The following is a 17720-nucleotide window of genomic DNA, read 5'->3' on the forward strand; positions in this document are numbered from 1 at the left end:
GGCACCGGGCCGCCGGCAATGCAAGACCGACCGTTCTTTCTGTTACCCTCGCGACATGTCGACCTCGACGCGCCCCGCGCCAACCGCCCGCCGCTCCGCGGCGCGGGAGCGGCTGCTGGCCACGGCGAGCCGGCTGTTCTACCGCGAGGGGATCCGGGCCGTCGGGGTCGAGCGGATCCTCGCCGAGGCCCCGGCCACGCGGGCGACGTTCTACCGGCACTTCCCCTCGAAGGAAGACCTCGTGCTCGCTTACCTGCGCGGCGCCGACGACGAGGTGCGGGCCGCGGTGCGCACCGCCGTCGAGGCTGCCCCGTCGCCCGCGGATGCGGTGCGCGCGATCGGGAGGCTCGTCACCGACGACCTGGCCCGGCCGGAGTTCCGGGGGTGTGCGTTCCTCAAGGCCGCCGCCGAGTACCCGGACCCCGACGACCCGGTGCGCCGGCTGGTCGCCGAGCACCGCGCCTGGTACGTGGCCACGCTGGCGAAGCTGTTCGCCCAGGCCTTCGCGGACTCGCCGCGGCGGCCCGACCCGGAGCACGCCGCGCGGCACTTCGCGATGATGCGCGACGGGGCGATGGCCGGGGCCCACCTCGACGGTGTGGAGAGCGTGCGCGCCGCGTTCCAGCGGGGCGTCGAGGGCCTGCTCACCGTCCTGCACCGAGCCCGGTGATCAGTCCTGGCGGGGGCGCATGCCCTGCCAGAGCAGGTCTACCAGCGCCTCGGCCTGGCCGCGCCAGTCGCCGTGCGGGTCGAGGTGGAACAGGCCGGCGAGCCCGCGCATGACGGTGTCGGCGTCGACGTCGGCGCGGACCGTGCCCGCCTCGACGTTGGCCGCGAGCAGGGTGGCCGCCGTGTCGGCGACGGCGTCGTAGGCCTTGCGCGCCTCGTCCTCGTGGGAGCGCGTGGCGGCGTGCATGGCGTCGACGAGGCCGCGCTTGGTCATCATGTACCGGGCGAGGTGGTCGGTGATCCACACCCGGAACGCCTCCTGCGGCGGCAGGTCGCGCAGCAGCTCGGGGGCGACGGCGACGAGGTGCTCCACCTCCCGCCGGTAGACCGCGAGGACGAGCGCCTCCTGCGTGGGGAAGTGCCGGTAGACGGTGCCGACGCCCACCCCCGCCGCCTTGGCGATGGCGTTGAACGACAGCTCCTCGGCGGCGGCGAGGCGCTCGGCCGCCGCGGCGAGGATGCGCTCGTGGTTGCGGCGCGTGTCCGCCCGCCGCGGGCTCACCGATCCCGTCGTCACGTCGTCACCTCCCGGTCGGCCCACGAACGGTAATCCACCGCCGGGGGTGGCCGGACGTTGCCGAGCGGATACGTATCCGCTACGGTGACGCCGACCGGATAGTCATCCGGTTCATGCTACGAGCACGACGGGGACGATGCCCGTGAACATCACCCTCGACATCAACGGCAGGTCCGAGGCGCTCGATGTCGACCCCGGGGTCACCCTGCTCGACGCGCTGCGCGAGCGGCTGGGCGTCACCGGGCCGAAGAAGGGGTGCGACCGCGGCCAGTGCGGCGCGTGCACGGTGCACGTGGGCGGGCGGCCGGTGCTGTCCTGCCTCACGCTCGCCGCGACCGTGCGGGAGCCGGTGACCACCGTGGAGGGGCTCGCGGCCGACGGCGAGCTGCACCCGGTGCAGCAGGCCTTCGTCGACCAGGACGCGCTGCAGTGCGGCTTCTGCACCCCCGGGCAGATCATGTCCGCGGTCGCCGCCGTGCAGCAGGGCGTCGCGGACGTGCGCGAGTTCATGTCCGGCAACCTCTGCCGCTGCGCCGCGTACCCGAACATCGTCGCCGCGGTCGAGCAGGCGGCCGAGCGGATGGGGCGGTCCGATGCGTCCGTTTGAGCTGACCGCCCCCGCCACCGCCGAGGAGGCGCTCGCCGCACCGGGCACGTTCCTCGCGGGCGGTACCACGCTCGTCGACCTGATGAAGCTCGACGTGCTCGCCCCGCAGCGCGTGCTCGACATCAACGCGCTGCCGCTGCGCGGCATCGACGCGAGCGACGGGCTGCGCATCGGCGCGCTGGAGCGGATGAGCGACGTCGCGCGCCACCCCGGCGTGTACCCGGTGATCTCCCGCGCCCTGGAGCAGAGCGCGTCCCAGCAGCTGCGCAACATGGCCACCATCGGCGGCAACCTGCTGCAGCGCACGCGGTGCGGCTACTTCCGCGACGTGGCCGTGCCGTGCAACAAGCGCGCACCGGGCAGCGGCTGTCCGGCCCGCGAGGGCGCCAACCGGATGCACGCCGTCCTCGGCACGAGCGACTCCTGCGTGGCGACGCACGCGAGCGACCTCGCCGTCGCCCTCGTCGCGCTCGACGCGCGGGTCACGCTCGCCTCGGCCGAGGGGACCCGCAGCGTGGCGCTGGCCGACTTCTACCGGCTGCCCGGCGACACACCGCACGTGGAGAACGACCTGCGGCCCGGCGAGCTGGTCACCGAGGTCGTGGTGCCGCGGCTGGAGTGGGCGGCCCGCTCCACCTACGTGAAGGTGCGCGACCGCCGGTCCTACGAGTTCGCGCTGTGCTCCGCCGCGGTCGCCCTCGACATCCGCGACTCCCGCGTCGTGGACGCCCGGGTGGCCGTCGGCGGGGTGGCGACGGTGCCGTGGCGCCTGCCTGCGGTGGAGGAGGCGCTGCGCGGCGCGCCGGTGTCGGAGGCCGCCTTCCTCGACGCGGCGGCCCTCGCGACCGACGGGGCCGTCGCGCTGTCGGAGAACGGTTTCAAACTGCCGCTGCTGCGGCGCACGATCGTGCGGGCGCTGCTGGAAATGGGAGGGAGCCCGGCATGACCAGCCGGATCGACGCCCCGCTGAAGGTCACCGGCCGGGCCCGCTACGCCCTGGACCACACCTTCCCGGGCATGCTGCACGGCTACGTCGTCACGAGCACGGTCGCCAGCGGCGAGGTCGTCGCGATGGACGTGACCGCCGCCAAGCGCGCGCCCGGCGTCGTGGCCGTCTACTCGCCGTTCGACCCGTTGCCGCTGCGCAGGCCGTACAACCCGATCCTCGGCGAGACCTGGGTGCCGCTGCAGGACCGCGACGTCACCCACCACGGCCAGCCCGTCGGGTTCGTCGTGGCGGAGACCTTCGAGCAGGCCCGCGACGCGGCCCGGCTCGTCGAGGTGACCTACGACGAGCGGCCCGCCCGCACCTCGCTGCTCGACCACCTCGACCTCGCCCAGGACGCGCCGCCCTCCCTGGACGGCACCCCGTCGACGCACACCGTGCTCGCCCCGGGCGTGGACTCGATCGAGGAGGCGCTCGCCGCGAGCCCGGTCGTGGTCGACGCCACCTACTCCACCGCCGCCCAGAACCACGCGGCGATGGAGCCGCACTCCGCGGTCGCGGTCTGGGACGACGACGGCCTCACGATCTACAGCGGCAACCAGGGCGCCTCCTTCCACCAGGCGGACATGGCGGCGGCGCTGGGGGTCGAGCCCTCGTCGGTGCACACGATCAACCCGTTCGTCGGCGGCGCGTTCGGCGGGAAGGGCAGCACCTCCGTCCCCGCGCTGCTGGCGGCGGCCGCGGCCAGGGCGCTGGGCAGGCCGGTCAAGGCGGCGCTGACCCGGGAGCAGGTGTTCACCGCCACCGCGAACCGCGCCGAGACGCTCCAGGCGGTCACGCTCGGCGCCGACCGGGACGGGACGCTGATCGCCGTGCGCCACGACTCGTGGTGCAGCGCGGCCACCGACCTGTCGTTCGTGGAACAGACCTCGCACGCGACGTCGAAGGAGTGGTACCGCACCCCGAACCTGGCGCTCAGCCAGAAGGTGGTGCCGCTCAACATCCCGCGCACCACGTTCATGCGCGCGCCCGGGGAGGCGCCGGGGTCGTTCGCGCTGGAGAGCGCGATGGACGAGCTGGCCGCGGCGCTGGGCGTCGACCCGGTCGAGCTGCGGATGCGCAACCTCGCGGCCGGCCCGGTCGGCAGCGACCTGCAGTGGTCGAGCAGCTACCTCGAGGACTGCTACCGGATCGGCGCCGAGCGCTTCGGCTGGTCCGGCCGCGGGGCCACCGGCCGCGCGGACGGCGACTGGCTGGTCGGCACCGGCATGGCGACCGCGATGTTCCCGGCGCTGCGGTTCCCGGCGACGGCGGAGATCACGCTGCGCGCCGACGACACCGCGGTGGTCTCGATCGGCGGGGCCGACCCGGGGACGGGCCTGTCGACCGTGATGGCGCTGCTCGGCGCCGAGTCGCTCGACATCGCGCCGGAGCGGGTCACCCCGCGGCTGGGCCGCTCGGCCTACCCACCCGGCGGCATCTCCGGCGGGTCGACCGGCACCGCCAGCGTCGGGTCCGCGATCACGGTCGCGGCGGCGGCCGTGATCGAACAACTCCAGGCGCTCGCGAGCGCGCCCGGTGCCCCGTTCGCGGGCCGGGACGTCACCTACGCCGACGGGCGGGTGCTGGCCGGTGCCCGCTCGATGACGTTCGGCGAGCTGCTGCGCGCGCTCGGCCGTGAGTCGCTCTCGGCGACCGGCTCGTCCGCACCGGGGGAGGAGGTCACCAAGCACGCTTTCCGCTCGTTCGGCGCGCAGTTCTGCGAGGTCCGGGTGCACCGGTGGACGCGGGAGGTGCGCGTGTCGCGCCTGCTCGGCGTGTTCGACGCCGGCCGGATCATCAACGAGGAGACCGCCCGCAGCCAGCTGGTCGGCGGGATGATCTGGGGCGTCGCCGCCGCGCTGCACGAAGGGCTGCGCGTCGAGGACAGCGGCAGGCTCGCCGACGCCGACTTCGCCGGCTACCTCCTGCCGGTCAACGCCGACATCCCCGAGGTCGACGTGCACTTCGTGCAGCACCCCGACACGCTGCACAACCCGGTGGGTGCGAAGGGCATCGGAGAGATCGGCGTCGTCGGCGTGGCCGCCGCCGTCGCCAACGCGATCCACCACGCCACCGGGATCCGCGTGCGGCGCATCCCGATCAGGATCGAGGACCTGCTGCCGGACTGACCGCGCGGGTCAGCGCGCCTCCAGCGCCTCCCGCACCGCCGTGCTCGTGGCCGGCACGGTGGCCGTCGGGCCGACGTGGCCGGACACGGCGTCGAGGGTCTTGAGCCCATCGCCGGTGATCAGCAGCACGGTCTCGGCGTCCGGGTCGAGCCGGCCGGACTCGACGAGCTTCTTCGCGGTGGCCACGGTGACCCCGCCCGCGGTCTCGGCGAACACGCCCTCGGTGCGGGCGAGCAGCCGGATGCCCTCGACGACCTCCTCGTCGCTGACGTGCGCCAGCGCCCCGCCGGTGCGGCGGACGGTGTCGAGGACGTACGGCCCGTCGGCCGGGTTGCCGATGGCGAGCGAGCGGGCGATCGTGTCCGGCCGCACCGGCTGCACGACGTCGTGGCCGTCCTCGAACGCCTTGGCCACCGGCGAGCAGCCCGTGGCCTGGGCGCCGAACACCCGGTACGGGGTGGGCTCGACCAGGCCGAGCGCGCCGAGCTCGGTGAAGCCCTTGTCGACCTTCGTCAGCTGCGAGCCGGACGCCACCGGGATCACGATCTGCTCGGGCAGGCGCCAGCCGAGCTGCTCGGCCACCTCGTAGCCGAGGGTCTTGGAGCCCTCCGCGTAGTAGGGCCGGACGTTGACGTTCACGAACGCCCAGTCCTCGTGCTCGGCGGCGAGCTCGGTGGCGAGCCGGTTGACATCGTCGTAGTTGCCGTCGACGGCGAGCAGCGTGCCGTCGTAGACGGCGGTGGTCAGCACCTTGGCCCGCTCCAGCGAGCTGGGGATCAGCACCACGGAGTCCCAGCCGGCCCGCGCGGCCGCGGCGGCGACCGCGTTGGCGAGGTTGCCGGTGGACGGGCAGCACAGCACGGTGAAGCCGAGCTCCCGGGCCGCGGCCAGCGCCACGGCGACCACCCGGTCCTTGAAGGAGTGGGTCGGGTTGCCGGTGTCGTCCTTGATCCACAGCGAGCGCACGCCCAGCGCCGCGGCGAGCCGGTCGGCCTTGATCAGCCGGGTGAGGCCGGGCTCGGTGTTCGGGTGGGACCGCACGTCGGCGGGGACGGGCAGCAGCTCGCGGTAGCGCCAGATGGACTTGGGGCCCGCCTCGATCGACTCGCGCGTGACGTCGCCGAACTCGTAGGCCACTTCGAGCGGGCCGAAGCACTCGGGGCAGGCGAACTCCGCCGCGAGCGGGATCTGGTGGCCACACTCCCGACAGGACAGCGCCCTTGCCGGTCCGAGATCGAAAGCGGTGGTCGTGGCGCTGTCGGCAGTCAGGGTCATGAAGAGTCTCCTCATCTTTCCCGCACCGTGCGGGACGGAATTGGCACCGTGATCGAGCGCGGGAAAGCGCATCGCCGGTTGCCGGGGCTTCGTCGGGCCGGTCCCTCTGCCCCTCTGGATGAGCCATGTTCGGTTGTGCCCGACACGTTACGGCACGATCACCGGGCGTCCCAAGCTCGTCCCGTGATCTGGGAGCCGGGTCACGTCGTGTCGGGGTCGTGCGCGAGCATGGTTGCCATGGCCGCCCCAGCCCCGATCCACCTCGTCGTCGGTGAGGAGGAACTGCTCGTCGAGCGGGCGATCGAGCGGGTCGTGGCCGAGGTGCGCGCCGCCGACCCGTCGGCGGAGGTCCGCCGGGTGCGGGCGGCCGAGCTCACGCCGGCCGACCTGGCCGAGAGCCTGAGCCCGTCGCTGTTCGCCGAGGGCCGGGTGCTCGTCCTGCTCGCCGCGCAGGAGGTCGGCAAGGAGCTCGCGGCCGCGATCGTGGAGCACGCGGCCGACCCGGCCGAGGGCACCGTCCTCGTGGTCGTGCACTCCGGCGGGGCGCGCAACAAGGGCATGGTCGACGCGCTGCGCAAGTCCGGCGCCGCGGTCACCACCTGCAACAAGATCACGAGGATGGACGAGCGGTCCGACTTCGTGCGCGCCGAGGCCCGCCGCGTCGGCGGCAAGATCACCGGCGACGCGATCGCGGCGCTGCTCGAGGCGGTGGGATCGGACCTGCGGGAGCTCGCCTCGGCCACCAGCCAGCTGGTGGCCGACACCGGCGGCTCGGTCGACGAGCGCGCGGTGCGCCGATACCACCGGGGCCGGGCCGAGGCCACCGGCTTCGCGGTGGCCGACAAGGTCGTCGCGGGCGACCGGGCGGGGGCGATCGAGGCGCTGCGCTGGGCACAGCTGCTCGGCACCCCGTCGGTGCTGATCGCCGACGCGCTGGCCGACGCGGTGCGCACGCTCGCGAAGGTCGGCTCCGCGGGGCGCGGCGACCCCAACCGGCTGGCCGGCACCCTCGGCATGCCGCCGTGGAAGATCCGCAAGGCGCAGCAGGCGGTGCGGGGGTGGCGCCCGGAGGCGCTCGCCGAGGCCTACGCCGCGGCGGCGGAGGCCAACGCCGACGTCAAGGGCGCGGCGGCCGACCCCGACTACGCCCTGGAGCGTGCGGTGCTGCGCATGCTGGCCGCCCGCGCGAAGCGGTAGCCCGGTCGGAGGGTCTCAGCCCTCGCCGCTCGTGCGGCTGTTCTTGAACCAGGCGCCCACCTTGTCACCGAGCAAGGCCCCGCCGATGCCGGCGAGGACGGCGGGGATCAGCGCGAACAGGTCGACGAGCATCGGGGGATCTCCTCGGGGTCGCACGGGCGAGGGGGAGCGTGTGCCCTCCGGGGGCAACCCACTGTCGGTGAGGTGCGCCGGAGCTGTCGACCGGGGTGTTGGGCATCTCACGTTTGAGCTGCAAGATCGCTGATCACGGCATTCGCCGGCGGCACCCACCGGTGACCGACGTCGCGGCCGCCGGGCGCGATCCCGGACCCGCCCTCGGCGGTACGGTTCTGGCGCAGGCTCACCGATCGGCGAGGGGAAGCGATGACCGTGGCAGAGGCCAAGAGCCGCATCGGCGTCACCGGGCTGGCCGTGATGGGGGCGAACCTCGCCCGGAACATCGCCCGCCGCGGCACGCCGGTCGCCGTGCACAACCGGACCGTGGCGCGCACCCGTGAGTTCATGGAGGCCTACGGCTCGGAGGGCGCGTTCACCGCGGCGGAGACCATCGAGGAGTTCGTCGCGGCGCTGGAACGGCCCCGGAAGATCATCGTGATGGTGAAGGCGGGCGCGCCGGTCGACGCGGTGATCCAGGAGCTGGCGCCGCTGCTGGACGAGGGCGACATCATCATCGACGCGGGCAACTCGCACTTCCCCGACACCAAGCGCCGCACCGAGGAGTGCGCGGCCCGCGGCCTGCGCTTCATGGGCGTGGGCGTGTCCGGCGGCGAGGAGGGCGCGCTCAACGGGCCGAGCATCATGCCCGGCGGCGACCCGGCCGCGTACGCCGAGGTCGAGGACATCCTCACCGGCATCGCCGCGCAGGTCGACGGCACGCCGTGCTGCGTGCACGTCGGGCCGGACGGCGCGGGCCACTACGTGAAGATGGTCCACAACGGCATCGAGTACGCCGACATCCAGCTCATCGCGGAGGCCTACGACCTGCTCACGCACGTCGCGGGCCTCGACGCCCCGGCCATCGGCAAGATCTTCGAGGAGTGGAACTCGGGCGACCTCGAGTCGTTCCTCATCGAGATCACCGCCGAGGTGCTGCAGAAGACCGACGCCCGCACCGGCCGCCCCCTCGTCGACGTGATCGACGACGTGGCCGAGCAGAAGGGCACCGGGCGCTGGACGGCGATCGACGCGCTCGACCTCGGCGTCCCGCTCACCGGCATCACCGAGGCGGTGTTCGCGCGCACGCTGTCGTCGCTCAAGAGCGAGCGGAGGGCGGCCGCGGCCACCCTCGCCGGCCCGGTGCCGGGCGCCGGGGAGGACCGGACGGACCTGGTCGAGGACATCCGCCAGGCGCTCTACGCGAGCAAGGTGGTGGCCTACGCGCAGGGCTTCGCGCAGATGCGCGCGGCGTCGCAGGCGAACGGCTGGAACCTCGACCTCGGCGCGATGGCCACGATCTGGCGCGGCGGCTGCATCATCCGCGCCCAGTTCCTCAACCGCATCCGCGACGCCTACGCCGAGCACGGGGACATCGAGAACCTGCTGATGGTGCCGTACTTCACCGAGGCGGTGGCGAACGCGCAGGACGCGTGGCGGCGCGTGGTGGTCACGGCCACGCAGCAGGGCGTGGCGATCCCGGCGTTCGCCAGCTCGCTGTCGTACTACGACGGCTACCGGCGCGAGCGCGGCCCGGCCAACCTGATCCAGGGCCTGCGGGACTTCTTCGGCGCCCACACCTACCGGCGCATCGACGCCGAAGGGGTGTACCACACCCGCTGGGCGCAGGACGGCACCGAGGTGCGCACGGACGCCTGAGCTAGGTCCGCGTCCCCTCGACCGGGCTCGGCATCGCGATCCCGTACTCGCGGATCTTGCGGTAGATCGTGGCGCGCGACGAGCCGAGCCGGCGGGCGGCCTCGACCTTGTTGCCGCCCGTGTCGAGCAGCGCCTGGATGATCGCGTCGCACTCGATCGCCTCGAGCGGGGTGAGCACGCGGCGGGTGGTGACCCGGCACTCGGGCGGCAGGTCGCGGGCCTCGACGACGCCTGCGCGCCGCTTGGCGACGACCTTGCGCAGGACCTGCTGCAGCTGCTCGACGTTGCCGGGCCAGCGGTTGCGCATGAGCACGTGCATGGCCTCGGGTGAGCAGGTGAGGCCACCACGGGCCAGTTCGGCGAGCAGGTGCGGCACCAGCTCGGCGACGTCGTCGATGTGGTGGCGCAGCGGCGGCACCTCGACCGTGCGCGGGAAGCAGGAGAACAGCGGCGCGAGGTCGGGGGGCGGATCCCCCTGGGCGCGCGTGACCGTGGCGACCACCCACGGCCGCTCGACGCCCGGGGCCTCGCGGTAGGGCTCGAGCGCGTCGGCGAGCGCGGCGACCCCGGCCGCGGGCAGCCGGTCGAGGTGGGTGATCACGAGCGTGCCGGCGTGTTCGAGCTCGCCGGTCACCTCGGCGATCCACTGCGGCTCGTACGCGTCGGCGTCGAGCACGCGCAGGTGGGCGGCCGGGGTGCGGTTGCGGTGGGTGGCGCGCGCGAGCGTGGCCTTCCCGACCCCCGGCTCGCCTTCGAGGAGCAGCCACTCCCGGGCCCGGAAGTGCCGGTCCACGGCCTGTCCGCACTTGCGCCACGTGGTGCTCGACCCGACGGCGGTGGGCAGGGTGAGCGCGCGGGCCGGTGCGGCGACGCCGCGCTCCGCCTCGTTGATGGCGACGAGCCGCGCGTGCAGCACCCCGCCGCCCACGCCGCTTTCGCTGACCGACGGCCTGCAGTGCACCCGTGCGGTGAGCCCGCTGGGCAGGTCGACCACCAGCCGGCGCTCCCGGCCGGCGGCCAGCGCCTCCACCGCCTCGGCGAGCAGGGCGTTCTGGTCCCGCGCGTCGAACTGCTCGCGCGCGCGGTCGTTCATCATCAGCACGTCGGCGCCGATCGCGAACACGGCGCCCCGGGCGCGGCGGCAGGCCCTGAGGTAGTCCTGCAGCAGCAGGTGCTCGCGCCGGCCGGAGTGCGCGAGCACGGCCTCCTCGATCCGCCGGCCGATCGAGGCGACCGCGGCGGCCATCATGGCGCCTGCGTGGCGGTTCCAGCAGGTGATGTCGACGACGCCGAGCACACGGCCGGTGCCCGGGTGCCGGACGGGGACGCCCGCGCAGGCGAGGTCCTCCAGGTGCTCGACGTAGTGCTCGTGGCCGAACACCTGGGCGGGGCCGCCGCCCTCGAGGGCGCTGCCGATGCCGTTGGTGCCGACGTAGCGCTCCGCGTAGTTGAAGCCGGGCCGCAGCAGCACGCGGTCGAGGTGCTTCCCGAGGCTCGTGTCCTGGGTGCGCCGGTCGACCACCACGCCGTCCGCGTCGCAGAGGATCACGCTCACCGGCTCGGTGGCGAACTGGTCGGAGACGTCGGAGAGCACCGGGCGCGCGGCGCGGGTGAGCAGGCTGTCCGGGTCGACGTCGTCGTAGGGCAGTTCGATGTGGTCCGCAGGGACCTTCCAGGCCAGCGAGCGGGACCAGGAGGCCAGGATCGGCTCCCGGACCAGGCCCGGCCGCACCGGCTCGTCCAGGAGGAACGACACACGAGCGCGCGCCACGTCCTCGCCGGCGGTCACTGCTGGGGTCCGCGACCCGCCCTCCGTTCGCGCAGCCATGGGCCTCCTCGACCGCGGTGTCGACGCCTCGGCTCAGCTCACAGTAGGGGGCCAGGTCTGTGATCGCCGTCTCATATTGAGACCGCGTGCACGACCTGCGGGAGGTGTGATCGGGACCACGAGCTGGTCGACACCCGCGCCGTCGACGACTCGCCGTCAACCCACCACCCCAGGAGGAGATGTCGTGAGTCGGCAGAGTCTGGCGAAGGCTCACCAGAAGATCCAGGAACTCGCCTGGGAGCCCATGTACCACGAGCCGTACATGAAGTACGGCACGGACTACACCTTCCGGAAGGCCGCGAAGAAGGACCCGCTGAAGCAGGTGCTGCGGTCCTACTTCCCCATGGAGGAGGAGAAGGACCACCGCGTCTACGGCGCCCAGGACGGCGCGATCCGCGGCAACATGTTCCGCCAGGTCCAGGAGCGCTGGCTGGAGTGGCAGAAGCTGTTCCTGTCGATCATCCCGCTGCCGGAGATCTCGGCGGCGCGGTCGATGCCGATGCTGTTCCACACGGTGCCGAACCCGGAGCTGCACAACGGCCAGGCGATCCAGATGATCGACGAGGTCAGGCACTCGACGATCCAGCAGAACCTCAAGCGCCTGTACATGAACAACTACATCGACCCGGCGGGCTTCAACACGAGCCTGCGGGGTTTCCAGGGCGACTACTGCGGCACCATCGGCCGCCAGTTCGCCGAGGGTTTCATCACCGGTGACGCGATCACCGCGGCGAGCATCTACCTGACGATCGTCGCCGAGACCGCGTTCACGAACACGCTGTTCGTCGCGATGCCCGCGGAAGCCGCGGCGAACGGCGACTACCTGCTGCCGACGGTGTTCCACTCGGTGCAGTCCGACGAGTCGCGCCACATCTCCAACGGCTACGCCACACTGCTGATGGCGCTGTCGGACGAGGAGAACCACCAGCTGCTCGCCCGCGACCTGCGCTACGCGTGGTGGAACAACCACCGCGTGGTGGACGCCGCGATCGGCACGTTCATCGAGTACGGCACGAAGGACCGCCGCAAGGACCGCGAGTCGTACGCGGAGATGTGGCGCCGCTGGATCTACGACGACTACTACCGCTCCTACCTCGTCCCGCTGGAGAAGTACGGGCTCACGATCCCGCACGACCTGGTCGAGGAGTCCTGGAACCAGATCTGGAACAAGGGCTACGTCCACGAGGTCGCGCAGTTCTTCGCCACCGGGTGGCTCGCCAACTACTGGCGCATCGACGGCATGACCGACGAGGACTTCGAGTGGTTCGAACACAAGTACCCGGGCTGGTACGACAGGTACGGCAAGTGGTGGGAGAACTACAACCGCCTCTCGGTGCCGAACGGGCACCACGCGATCGTCGCCGAGGACGTCGACTACGTCTACCCGCACCGGTGCTGGACCTGCATGGTGCCCTGCCTCGTCCGCGAGGACATGGTCATGGACGAGGTCGACGGGCAGTGGCGCACCTACTGCCACGAGATGTGCCACTGGACCGACAAGGTGGCGTTCCGCCCGACCTACGAGGGCCGTGACACCCCGAACATGGGCCGGCTCACCGGGCACCGGGAGTGGGAGACGCTCTACCACGGCTGGAACTGGGCCGACGTCGTCAAGGACATGGGCGCCGTGCGCGACGACGGCAAGACCATGACGGCCCAGCCGCACCTCGATCTCGACCCCAAGAAGATGTGGACGCTCGACCACATGCGGCGCATGCCGGTCGTGCAGAGCCCGAACGTGCTGCTCAACCAGATGAGCGACGCCGAGCGCGAGGCGTTCGCGGCCGACTACGTCCGCCAGGGACCCGCCGGACGTCCCGCCCCCGCTGACGCCTGAGCGCGGGTCAGGCGAGGGGAGAGGGCCGGTCTCGGCCGGCCTTCTCCCCGCCGAGCCTGCCCGCATCCCGGCCCGGAACTGCCCAGGAGAACCCATTGGGTGACAAGCACGTCGTCCGGTTCGAGCCGGTCGGCATCGAGATCGAGGTCGACGAGGACCAGACCATCCTGCGCGCCGCCGCCGAGCAGGGCGTCCAGCTCATGCACGGCTGCAAGGAAGGCCAGTGCGCGGCGTGCAAGTCCTTCGTGCTCGAGGGCGAGGACATCGAGCTGGACCGCTACTCGACGTTCGCGCTGCCGGACTTCGAGCGGGAGGAGGGGCAGACGCTGCTCTGCCGGGCCCACGCCTACGAGGACCTGACCATCGAGCTCCTCAACTACGACGAGGAGATCATCCGGGGCGGGTTGCCTCTGCGGCGGGGCACGGTCGAGGTCGTGTCGATCGAGCCGGTGACCCACGACATGCGGCACCTGGTCGTGAAGCTCGTCGAACCCGAGGAGATCAAGTTCTTCCCGGGCCAGTACATGGACTTCCAGGTGCCGGGCACCGACGAGACCCGCTCCTTCTCGATGGCCAACACCCCGAACCGGGACGGCCACTTCGAATTCGTCATCAAGATCTACCCCGACGGCCTGTTCTCCGGGTTGCTGGCCTCCCGGCTGCAGGTCGGGGACCGGTTGGCCGTGGAGGCGCCGTTCGGCACCTTCACCCTCCGCGAGAGCCGCACGTCCGACCTGGTGTTCGTGGGCGGCGGCGCGGGGATGGCCCCCATGCTCGGCCTGCTGCGGTCGATGGCCGAGCGCGGGGTCGAGCGCAAGGTGACGTTCTACTACGGGGCCCGCGCCGCACGGGACCTGTGCTTCGAGAAGGAGCTCGCCCGCCTGCAGGAGCAGCTGCCCGGCTTCACGTACGTGCCGGCGCTGTCCGAACCGACCGCCGAGGACGACTGGCCGGGGGAGACCGGCCTCATCACCGACGTCCTCGCCCGCCACGAGTCCGACCTGTCCGGAAAGGACGCCTACATCTGCGGCCCGCCGCCGATGGTCGACGCGGCGATCGCGGTGCTCGAAAGGCTCGGCTGCACGACCGACCACATCTTCTACGACAAGTTCACCACCACCGGTGACCCGGAGGACCAGCCGTGACGACCACAGAACGGACAACCGCGGAACGCCCGGAACGCAGCGTTCCGAAACCAGTCTTCACCGATGCCGAGGCCGGGGCGCGCGAGTTCCCCGACTCGTCGGCGAGCGCCCGCCGCTACAACTACTTCAAGCCCGCCAAGCGCAAGCAGACCCACTACGAGGACGTCACGGTCGACGTCCAGCCGGACCCGCGCCACTACCTCACCCAGGGCTGGATCTACGGGTTCGCCGACGGCGAGACCGGCTACCCGCTGCACTGGACGAAGCTCAAGGCCTGGGGCGTCGACGAGCCGGAGCCGCAGCGCGGTCCCGGCACCGGCGGGCTGCCCGTCCAGAACTGGCCTGCGCACGGGTGGCACGAGTTCCGCGATCCCAACGAGGAGTGGGAACAGACGATCTACCGCTACAACGCCAACGTCGTGCGGCAGGTCAACCAGAACATCGAGAACGCCCGCCACACGAAGTCGTTCGAGCAGTGGTCGCCGAACTGGGTCCGCTTCGTCGAACGCCACGTCGGCGCCTGGATGCACATCGAGCACATCCTCGGCCTGTACGTGTTCGCGGCCAACGAGCGGTCGGCGCCGACGAACATGCACAACACCGCGCTGGCGGTGAACAGCGCCCACAAGATCCGGTTCGCGCAGGACCTCGCGCTGTACAACCTCACGCTGACCGAGGAGATCGAGGGCTTCGACGGCTCGGCGCACCTCGCGGCCTGGAACTCCGACCCCGAGTGGCAGGGCGTGCGGAAGGTGTGCGAGGCCCTCACCGCCGTCGAGGACGACTGGGGTGAGGCGGTCTTCGCGGCCAACGTCGTGTTCGAGCCGCTGCTCGGGGAGCTGTTCCGCAGCAATCTCGTGATGCAGTCCGCCGCGGGCAACGGCGACTACGTGACGCCCACCGTGATGGGTGCCGGGGAGTACGACTACGCCCAGCGCGACCTGCGCTGGACGATCGCCTGCTTCGCCCCGCTCACCCAGGACCGCGAGTTCGCCGAGCACAACACCGCGCTCATGCAGGGGTGGCTGTCGCACTGGGTGGCGCAGGCGCTCGAGGCGGCCCGTCAGCTGCAGCCGCTGTGGTCGCAGCCCGACGCCAAGCCGCCGCGCTTCGAGGACAGCCTCGACAAGTCCAAGAACCGGTTCGCCGGGATCTGCCGCGATCTCGGCCTCTCGACCCCCGAGGAGCTGAAGAAGTGACCGCGACGACGAGCCGCTTCGAGCAGAACAGCACCGCATCGAACATGTGCGGCTTCACGCTGATGAACAGCCAGGTCGGCGTGCTCATCGCGAACGTGATGTCGCGGATTCCCAACGTGAAGGTCACCCACCTGCCCTCGATGATCCGCGTCGACGGCCAGAACCGGTTCGACGTCGTCTACGCCGACATCGACGAGGAGGCCGGCGAGGAGGAGGGCTGGTTCAACGCCGCCGAGTTCGAGGAGGCGATGTCCACCCACTACGGCCGGATGGTCCACCTCGACGACCGCACGATCATGTTCGCCAATCCGGAGGATGCGGCCGAATACCTGGACTTCGACCTGAAGCCGGTGCAGTAGCCCCTCCCGGCTGGGCCGCCGCCGGCGTCCGCACGAGCAGGCGGCGGCCCGTCCTGTCGATCCCACCCGCGCAGCAGACCGACGACCCCGCACATCCAGGAGGACACCGCCATGGCCAAGGAACTGCGATTCGGAGAGGAGGGCCGTCGGCTGCTCGAGGCCGGAGTCGACCAGTTGGCCGAGGCCGTCAAGAGCACGCTCGGGCCCAAGGGCCGCAACGTCATCCTGGAGAAGATCACCGGATCCCCCGAGGTCACCAACGACGGCGTGACCATCGCCCGGGAGATCCACCTGCGCGACCCGTTCGAGAACATGGGCGCGCAGCTGGTCAAGGAAGCGGCGGTCAAGACCAACGACACCGTCGGCGACGGCACCACCACGGCGATCGTGCTCGCCCAGGCCATCGTCCGGCAGGGGATGAAGGCGATCGCCGCGGGCGGCAACCCGGTGCTCGTCAAACGCGGCATCGATCTCGCCGTGCGCCGCCTCGTGGAGCACCTGCAGACGGTGAGCCACCCGTGCACCACCGAGCAGGAGCTCGCCCGGGTGGCGTCGATCTCCGCGAACGACGACGAGTCCATCGGCCGGGTCGTCGCGAAGGCGCTGCACACCGTCGGCGAGGACGGCGTGGTCACCGTGGAGGACGTCCCGCAGCACGGGGTGAGCGTCGGGTTCGTCGAGGACTTCGAGTTCGACAACGGCTACGTGACGCCGTACATGGTCACCGACCCCGGCCGGCTGGAGGCGATCGTCGACGACCCGTACCTGCTGTTCACGGCCGAGAAGGTCAAGGACGTCCAGCAGCTGATGCCGGTGCTCGACAAGGTCATGCGCGGCGAGCGGCGCCCGCTGGTCATCGTCGCCGAGACCGTCGAGGGCACCGCGCTGCAGATGCTGGTGCACAACCACGTGAACGGCACCTTCCAGGCCGTCGCGATCCGGGCGCCCGGCTTCGGCGAGAAGCGCATCCACCTGCTCGAGGACATGGCCGCGCTGTGCGGGGGCAAGGTGCACAGCCGCAGCTCCGCGTTCGCGCTGGAGCAGATGACCACCGAGCACTTCGGCCGGGCGGCGCAGGTGCGCGTCACGAGCGACAGCACCACGATCATCGGGGGCCGCGGGGACCGGGCCGCCCTGGAGCTGCGGCTCACCCAGCTGCGGGCCGAGCTCGCCCGCGCCACGATCGGCAGCGACGAGGACTTCCTGTCCGAGCGCATCGCCCGGCTGTCGGGCAAGGCCGCGGTGATCGGCGTCGGTGCGCCCACCAACGCCGAGGCGAAGGAGGTCCGCCACCGCGTCGACGACTCCCTGCAGGCCACGCGCGCGGCCATCGCGGAGGGCATCGTGGCGGGCGGCGGCGTGGCGCTGCTGCACGCCGAGCCCGCGCTCGACGACCTCGACGTGAGCGGCGACTACCGGATCGGCGTGGAGATCGTGCGCCAGGCGCTCACCGAGCCGGTGCACCTCATCGCCTCCAACGCCGGCTACGACGGCGACGAGGTGGTCAAGCAGGTCACCGCGCAGGGCGTCGACGAGGGGTTCGACGCGCTCGAAGGGCGCTTCGGCGACCTCGTCGAGCTGGGCGTCATCGACCCGCTGCGGGTCGTGCGCTCCGCGCTGCAGAACGGCGCGTCGGTGGCCGGGCTGATCCTCACCACCAACTCGCTGGTGGCCGAGGAGGTCACCCCGTGGAACAAGGCGCTGATGACCGAGTTCGGTCCGCTCGACGAGGGGATCCCGCAGCCCTCGCCGGACTCGAGCACACCGCAGTCCCTGGGCCTCGGCCCGTCGATCGGCTGAGGAGGACGCCGTGAAGGCCGTACGGGTGCACGACTACCACACCGACCCGAAGATCGACGACATCCCGGAGCCGGAGATCCAGGGCCCGTTGGACGTGGTCGTCAAGGTCGGCGGGGCCGGGGTGTGCCGCACCGATCTGCACATCCTGGAAGGGCAATGGGCCGCGGCGATGAACCCGCGGCTGCCGTACGTGATCGGGCACGAGAACGCGGGCTGGGTCCACGCCGTGGGCGAGGGGGTCACCAACGTCGCCGTCGGCGACACGGTGATCCTGCAC

At 71.9% G+C, this 17720-nt stretch carries 15 protein-coding genes and 1 riboswitch; of the genes, 12 read left to right on the plus strand and 3 right to left on the minus strand.

Annotated features, from left to right (window positions below; genetic code table 11):
* Window positions 1-55: 55 nt before the first annotated feature.
* Window positions 56-670 carry a TetR/AcrR family transcriptional regulator gene (locus VKZ81_RS07140; RefSeq protein ID WP_324240633.1) on the plus strand — a complete coding sequence of 205 codons (615 nt, stop codon included), beginning with the start codon at window positions 56-58 and terminating at the stop codon, window positions 668-670.
* Here VKZ81_RS07140 and VKZ81_RS07145 read toward each other — a convergent pair whose 3' ends face one another.
* Complete coding sequence (locus VKZ81_RS07145; RefSeq protein ID WP_324240634.1) at window positions 671-1246, minus strand: TetR/AcrR family transcriptional regulator; 576 nt, start codon at window positions 1244-1246, stop codon at window positions 671-673.
* A gap of 142 nt (window positions 1247-1388) precedes the next feature.
* Between VKZ81_RS07145 and VKZ81_RS07150 the strand changes: the two genes are divergently transcribed.
* The 3 genes from VKZ81_RS07150 to VKZ81_RS07160 are packed head-to-tail and all read left to right on the plus strand — an operon-like array spanning window position 1389 to window position 4970.
* Window positions 1389-1853, plus strand: coding sequence for a (2Fe-2S)-binding protein (locus VKZ81_RS07150; protein WP_324240649.1), 465 nt, complete (start codon window positions 1389-1391; stop codon window positions 1851-1853).
* Complete coding sequence (locus VKZ81_RS07155) at window positions 1840-2799, plus strand: FAD binding domain-containing protein (RefSeq protein WP_324240635.1); 960 nt, start codon at window positions 1840-1842, stop codon at window positions 2797-2799. The genes VKZ81_RS07150 and VKZ81_RS07155 overlap by 14 nt, the downstream gene beginning before the upstream one ends.
* Window positions 2796-4970: a xanthine dehydrogenase family protein molybdopterin-binding subunit gene (locus tag VKZ81_RS07160; protein WP_324240636.1), complete on the plus strand. Its 2175-nt coding sequence runs from the start codon at window positions 2796-2798 to the stop codon at window positions 4968-4970. Before VKZ81_RS07155 ends, VKZ81_RS07160 begins: the two co-directional genes overlap by 4 nt.
* Before the next feature lie 9 nt (window positions 4971-4979).
* Here VKZ81_RS07160 and thrC read toward each other — a convergent pair whose 3' ends face one another.
* On the minus strand, window positions 4980-6245 hold the full coding sequence (gene thrC, locus VKZ81_RS07165) for a threonine synthase (RefSeq protein WP_324240637.1): 1266 nt from the start codon (window positions 6243-6245) through the stop codon (window positions 4980-4982).
* 8 nt (window positions 6246-6253) lie between these two features.
* Window positions 6254-6370, minus strand: a riboswitch (SAM riboswitch).
* Between the two features lie 103 nt (window positions 6371-6473).
* Here thrC and holA point away from each other — a divergent pair.
* Both holA and gnd read left to right on the plus strand, forming a co-directional pair.
* The gene (holA, locus tag VKZ81_RS07170) at window positions 6474-7442 is read left to right on the plus strand and encodes a DNA polymerase III subunit delta (RefSeq protein WP_414709338.1); all 969 of its coding nucleotides are present in this window, start codon (window positions 6474-6476) and stop codon (window positions 7440-7442) included.
* A gap of 384 nt (window positions 7443-7826) precedes the next feature.
* The gene (gene gnd, locus VKZ81_RS07175; RefSeq protein ID WP_324240639.1) at window positions 7827-9275 is read left to right on the plus strand and encodes an NADP-dependent phosphogluconate dehydrogenase; all 1449 of its coding nucleotides are present in this window, start codon (window positions 7827-7829) and stop codon (window positions 9273-9275) included.
* 1 nt (window position 9276) lies between these two features.
* Here gnd and VKZ81_RS07180 read toward each other — a convergent pair whose 3' ends face one another.
* The gene (locus tag VKZ81_RS07180; protein ID WP_324240640.1) at window positions 9277-11103 is read right to left on the minus strand and encodes a sigma-54-dependent Fis family transcriptional regulator; all 1827 of its coding nucleotides are present in this window, start codon (window positions 11101-11103) and stop codon (window positions 9277-9279) included.
* 199 nt (window positions 11104-11302) lie between these two features.
* Between VKZ81_RS07180 and VKZ81_RS07185 the strand changes: the two genes are divergently transcribed.
* The 6 genes from VKZ81_RS07185 to VKZ81_RS07210 all read left to right on the plus strand — a co-directional run.
* Window positions 11303-12940: a ferritin family protein gene (locus VKZ81_RS07185; protein WP_324240650.1), complete on the plus strand. Its 1638-nt coding sequence runs from the start codon at window positions 11303-11305 to the stop codon at window positions 12938-12940.
* A gap of 95 nt (window positions 12941-13035) precedes the next feature.
* Window positions 13036-14085, plus strand: coding sequence for an FAD-binding oxidoreductase (locus VKZ81_RS07190; RefSeq protein ID WP_324240641.1), 1050 nt, complete (start codon window positions 13036-13038; stop codon window positions 14083-14085).
* On the plus strand, window positions 14082-15284 hold the full coding sequence (locus tag VKZ81_RS07195) for an aromatic/alkene monooxygenase hydroxylase subunit beta (protein WP_324240642.1): 1203 nt from the start codon (window positions 14082-14084) through the stop codon (window positions 15282-15284). Before VKZ81_RS07190 ends, VKZ81_RS07195 begins: the two co-directional genes overlap by 4 nt.
* Entirely contained in the window at window positions 15281-15643 is a 363-nt protein-coding gene (gene mimD, locus VKZ81_RS07200; RefSeq protein ID WP_349255543.1) for a propane 2-monooxygenase effector subunit MimD, read from the plus strand. The genes VKZ81_RS07195 and mimD overlap by 4 nt, the downstream gene beginning before the upstream one ends.
* A 111-nt stretch (window positions 15644-15754) precedes the next feature.
* Window positions 15755-17443, plus strand: a complete 1689-nt coding sequence (groL, locus tag VKZ81_RS07205; RefSeq protein WP_324240643.1) for a chaperonin GroEL — start codon at window positions 15755-15757, stop codon at window positions 17441-17443.
* A 10-nt stretch (window positions 17444-17453) separates the two neighbouring features.
* Window positions 17454-17720 (plus strand): alcohol dehydrogenase catalytic domain-containing protein (locus VKZ81_RS07210; RefSeq protein ID WP_324240644.1); only part of this gene is annotated, 267 nt, incomplete at its 3' end.

Source organism: Pseudonocardia sp., assembly GCF_035305885.1.
GTDB lineage: Bacteria > Actinomycetota > Actinomycetes > Mycobacteriales > Pseudonocardiaceae > Pseudonocardia.

Excerpts from the sequence above, each read along its gene's own strand:
- VKZ81_RS07140 (WP_324240633.1), top strand. The coding sequence starts at position 56 with ATGTCGACCTCGACGCGCCCCGCGCCAACCGCCCGCCGCTCCGCGGCG.
- VKZ81_RS07155 (WP_324240635.1), top strand. The coding sequence starts at position 1,840 with ATGCGTCCGTTTGAGCTGACCGCCCCCGCCACCGCCGAGGAGGCGCTC.
- VKZ81_RS07160 (WP_324240636.1), top strand. The coding sequence starts at position 2,796 with ATGACCAGCCGGATCGACGCCCCGCTGAAGGTCACCGGCCGGGCCCGC.
- thrC (WP_324240637.1), bottom strand. The coding sequence starts at position 6,245 with ATGACCCTGACTGCCGACAGCGCCACGACCACCGCTTTCGATCTCGGA.
- holA (WP_414709338.1), top strand. The coding sequence starts at position 6,474 with ATGGTTGCCATGGCCGCCCCAGCCCCGATCCACCTCGTCGTCGGTGAG.
- gnd (WP_324240639.1), top strand. The coding sequence starts at position 7,827 with ATGACCGTGGCAGAGGCCAAGAGCCGCATCGGCGTCACCGGGCTGGCC.
- VKZ81_RS07180 (WP_324240640.1), bottom strand. The coding sequence starts at position 11,103 with ATGGCTGCGCGAACGGAGGGCGGGTCGCGGACCCCAGCAGTGACCGCC.
- groL (WP_324240643.1), top strand. The coding sequence starts at position 15,755 with ATGGCCAAGGAACTGCGATTCGGAGAGGAGGGCCGTCGGCTGCTCGAG.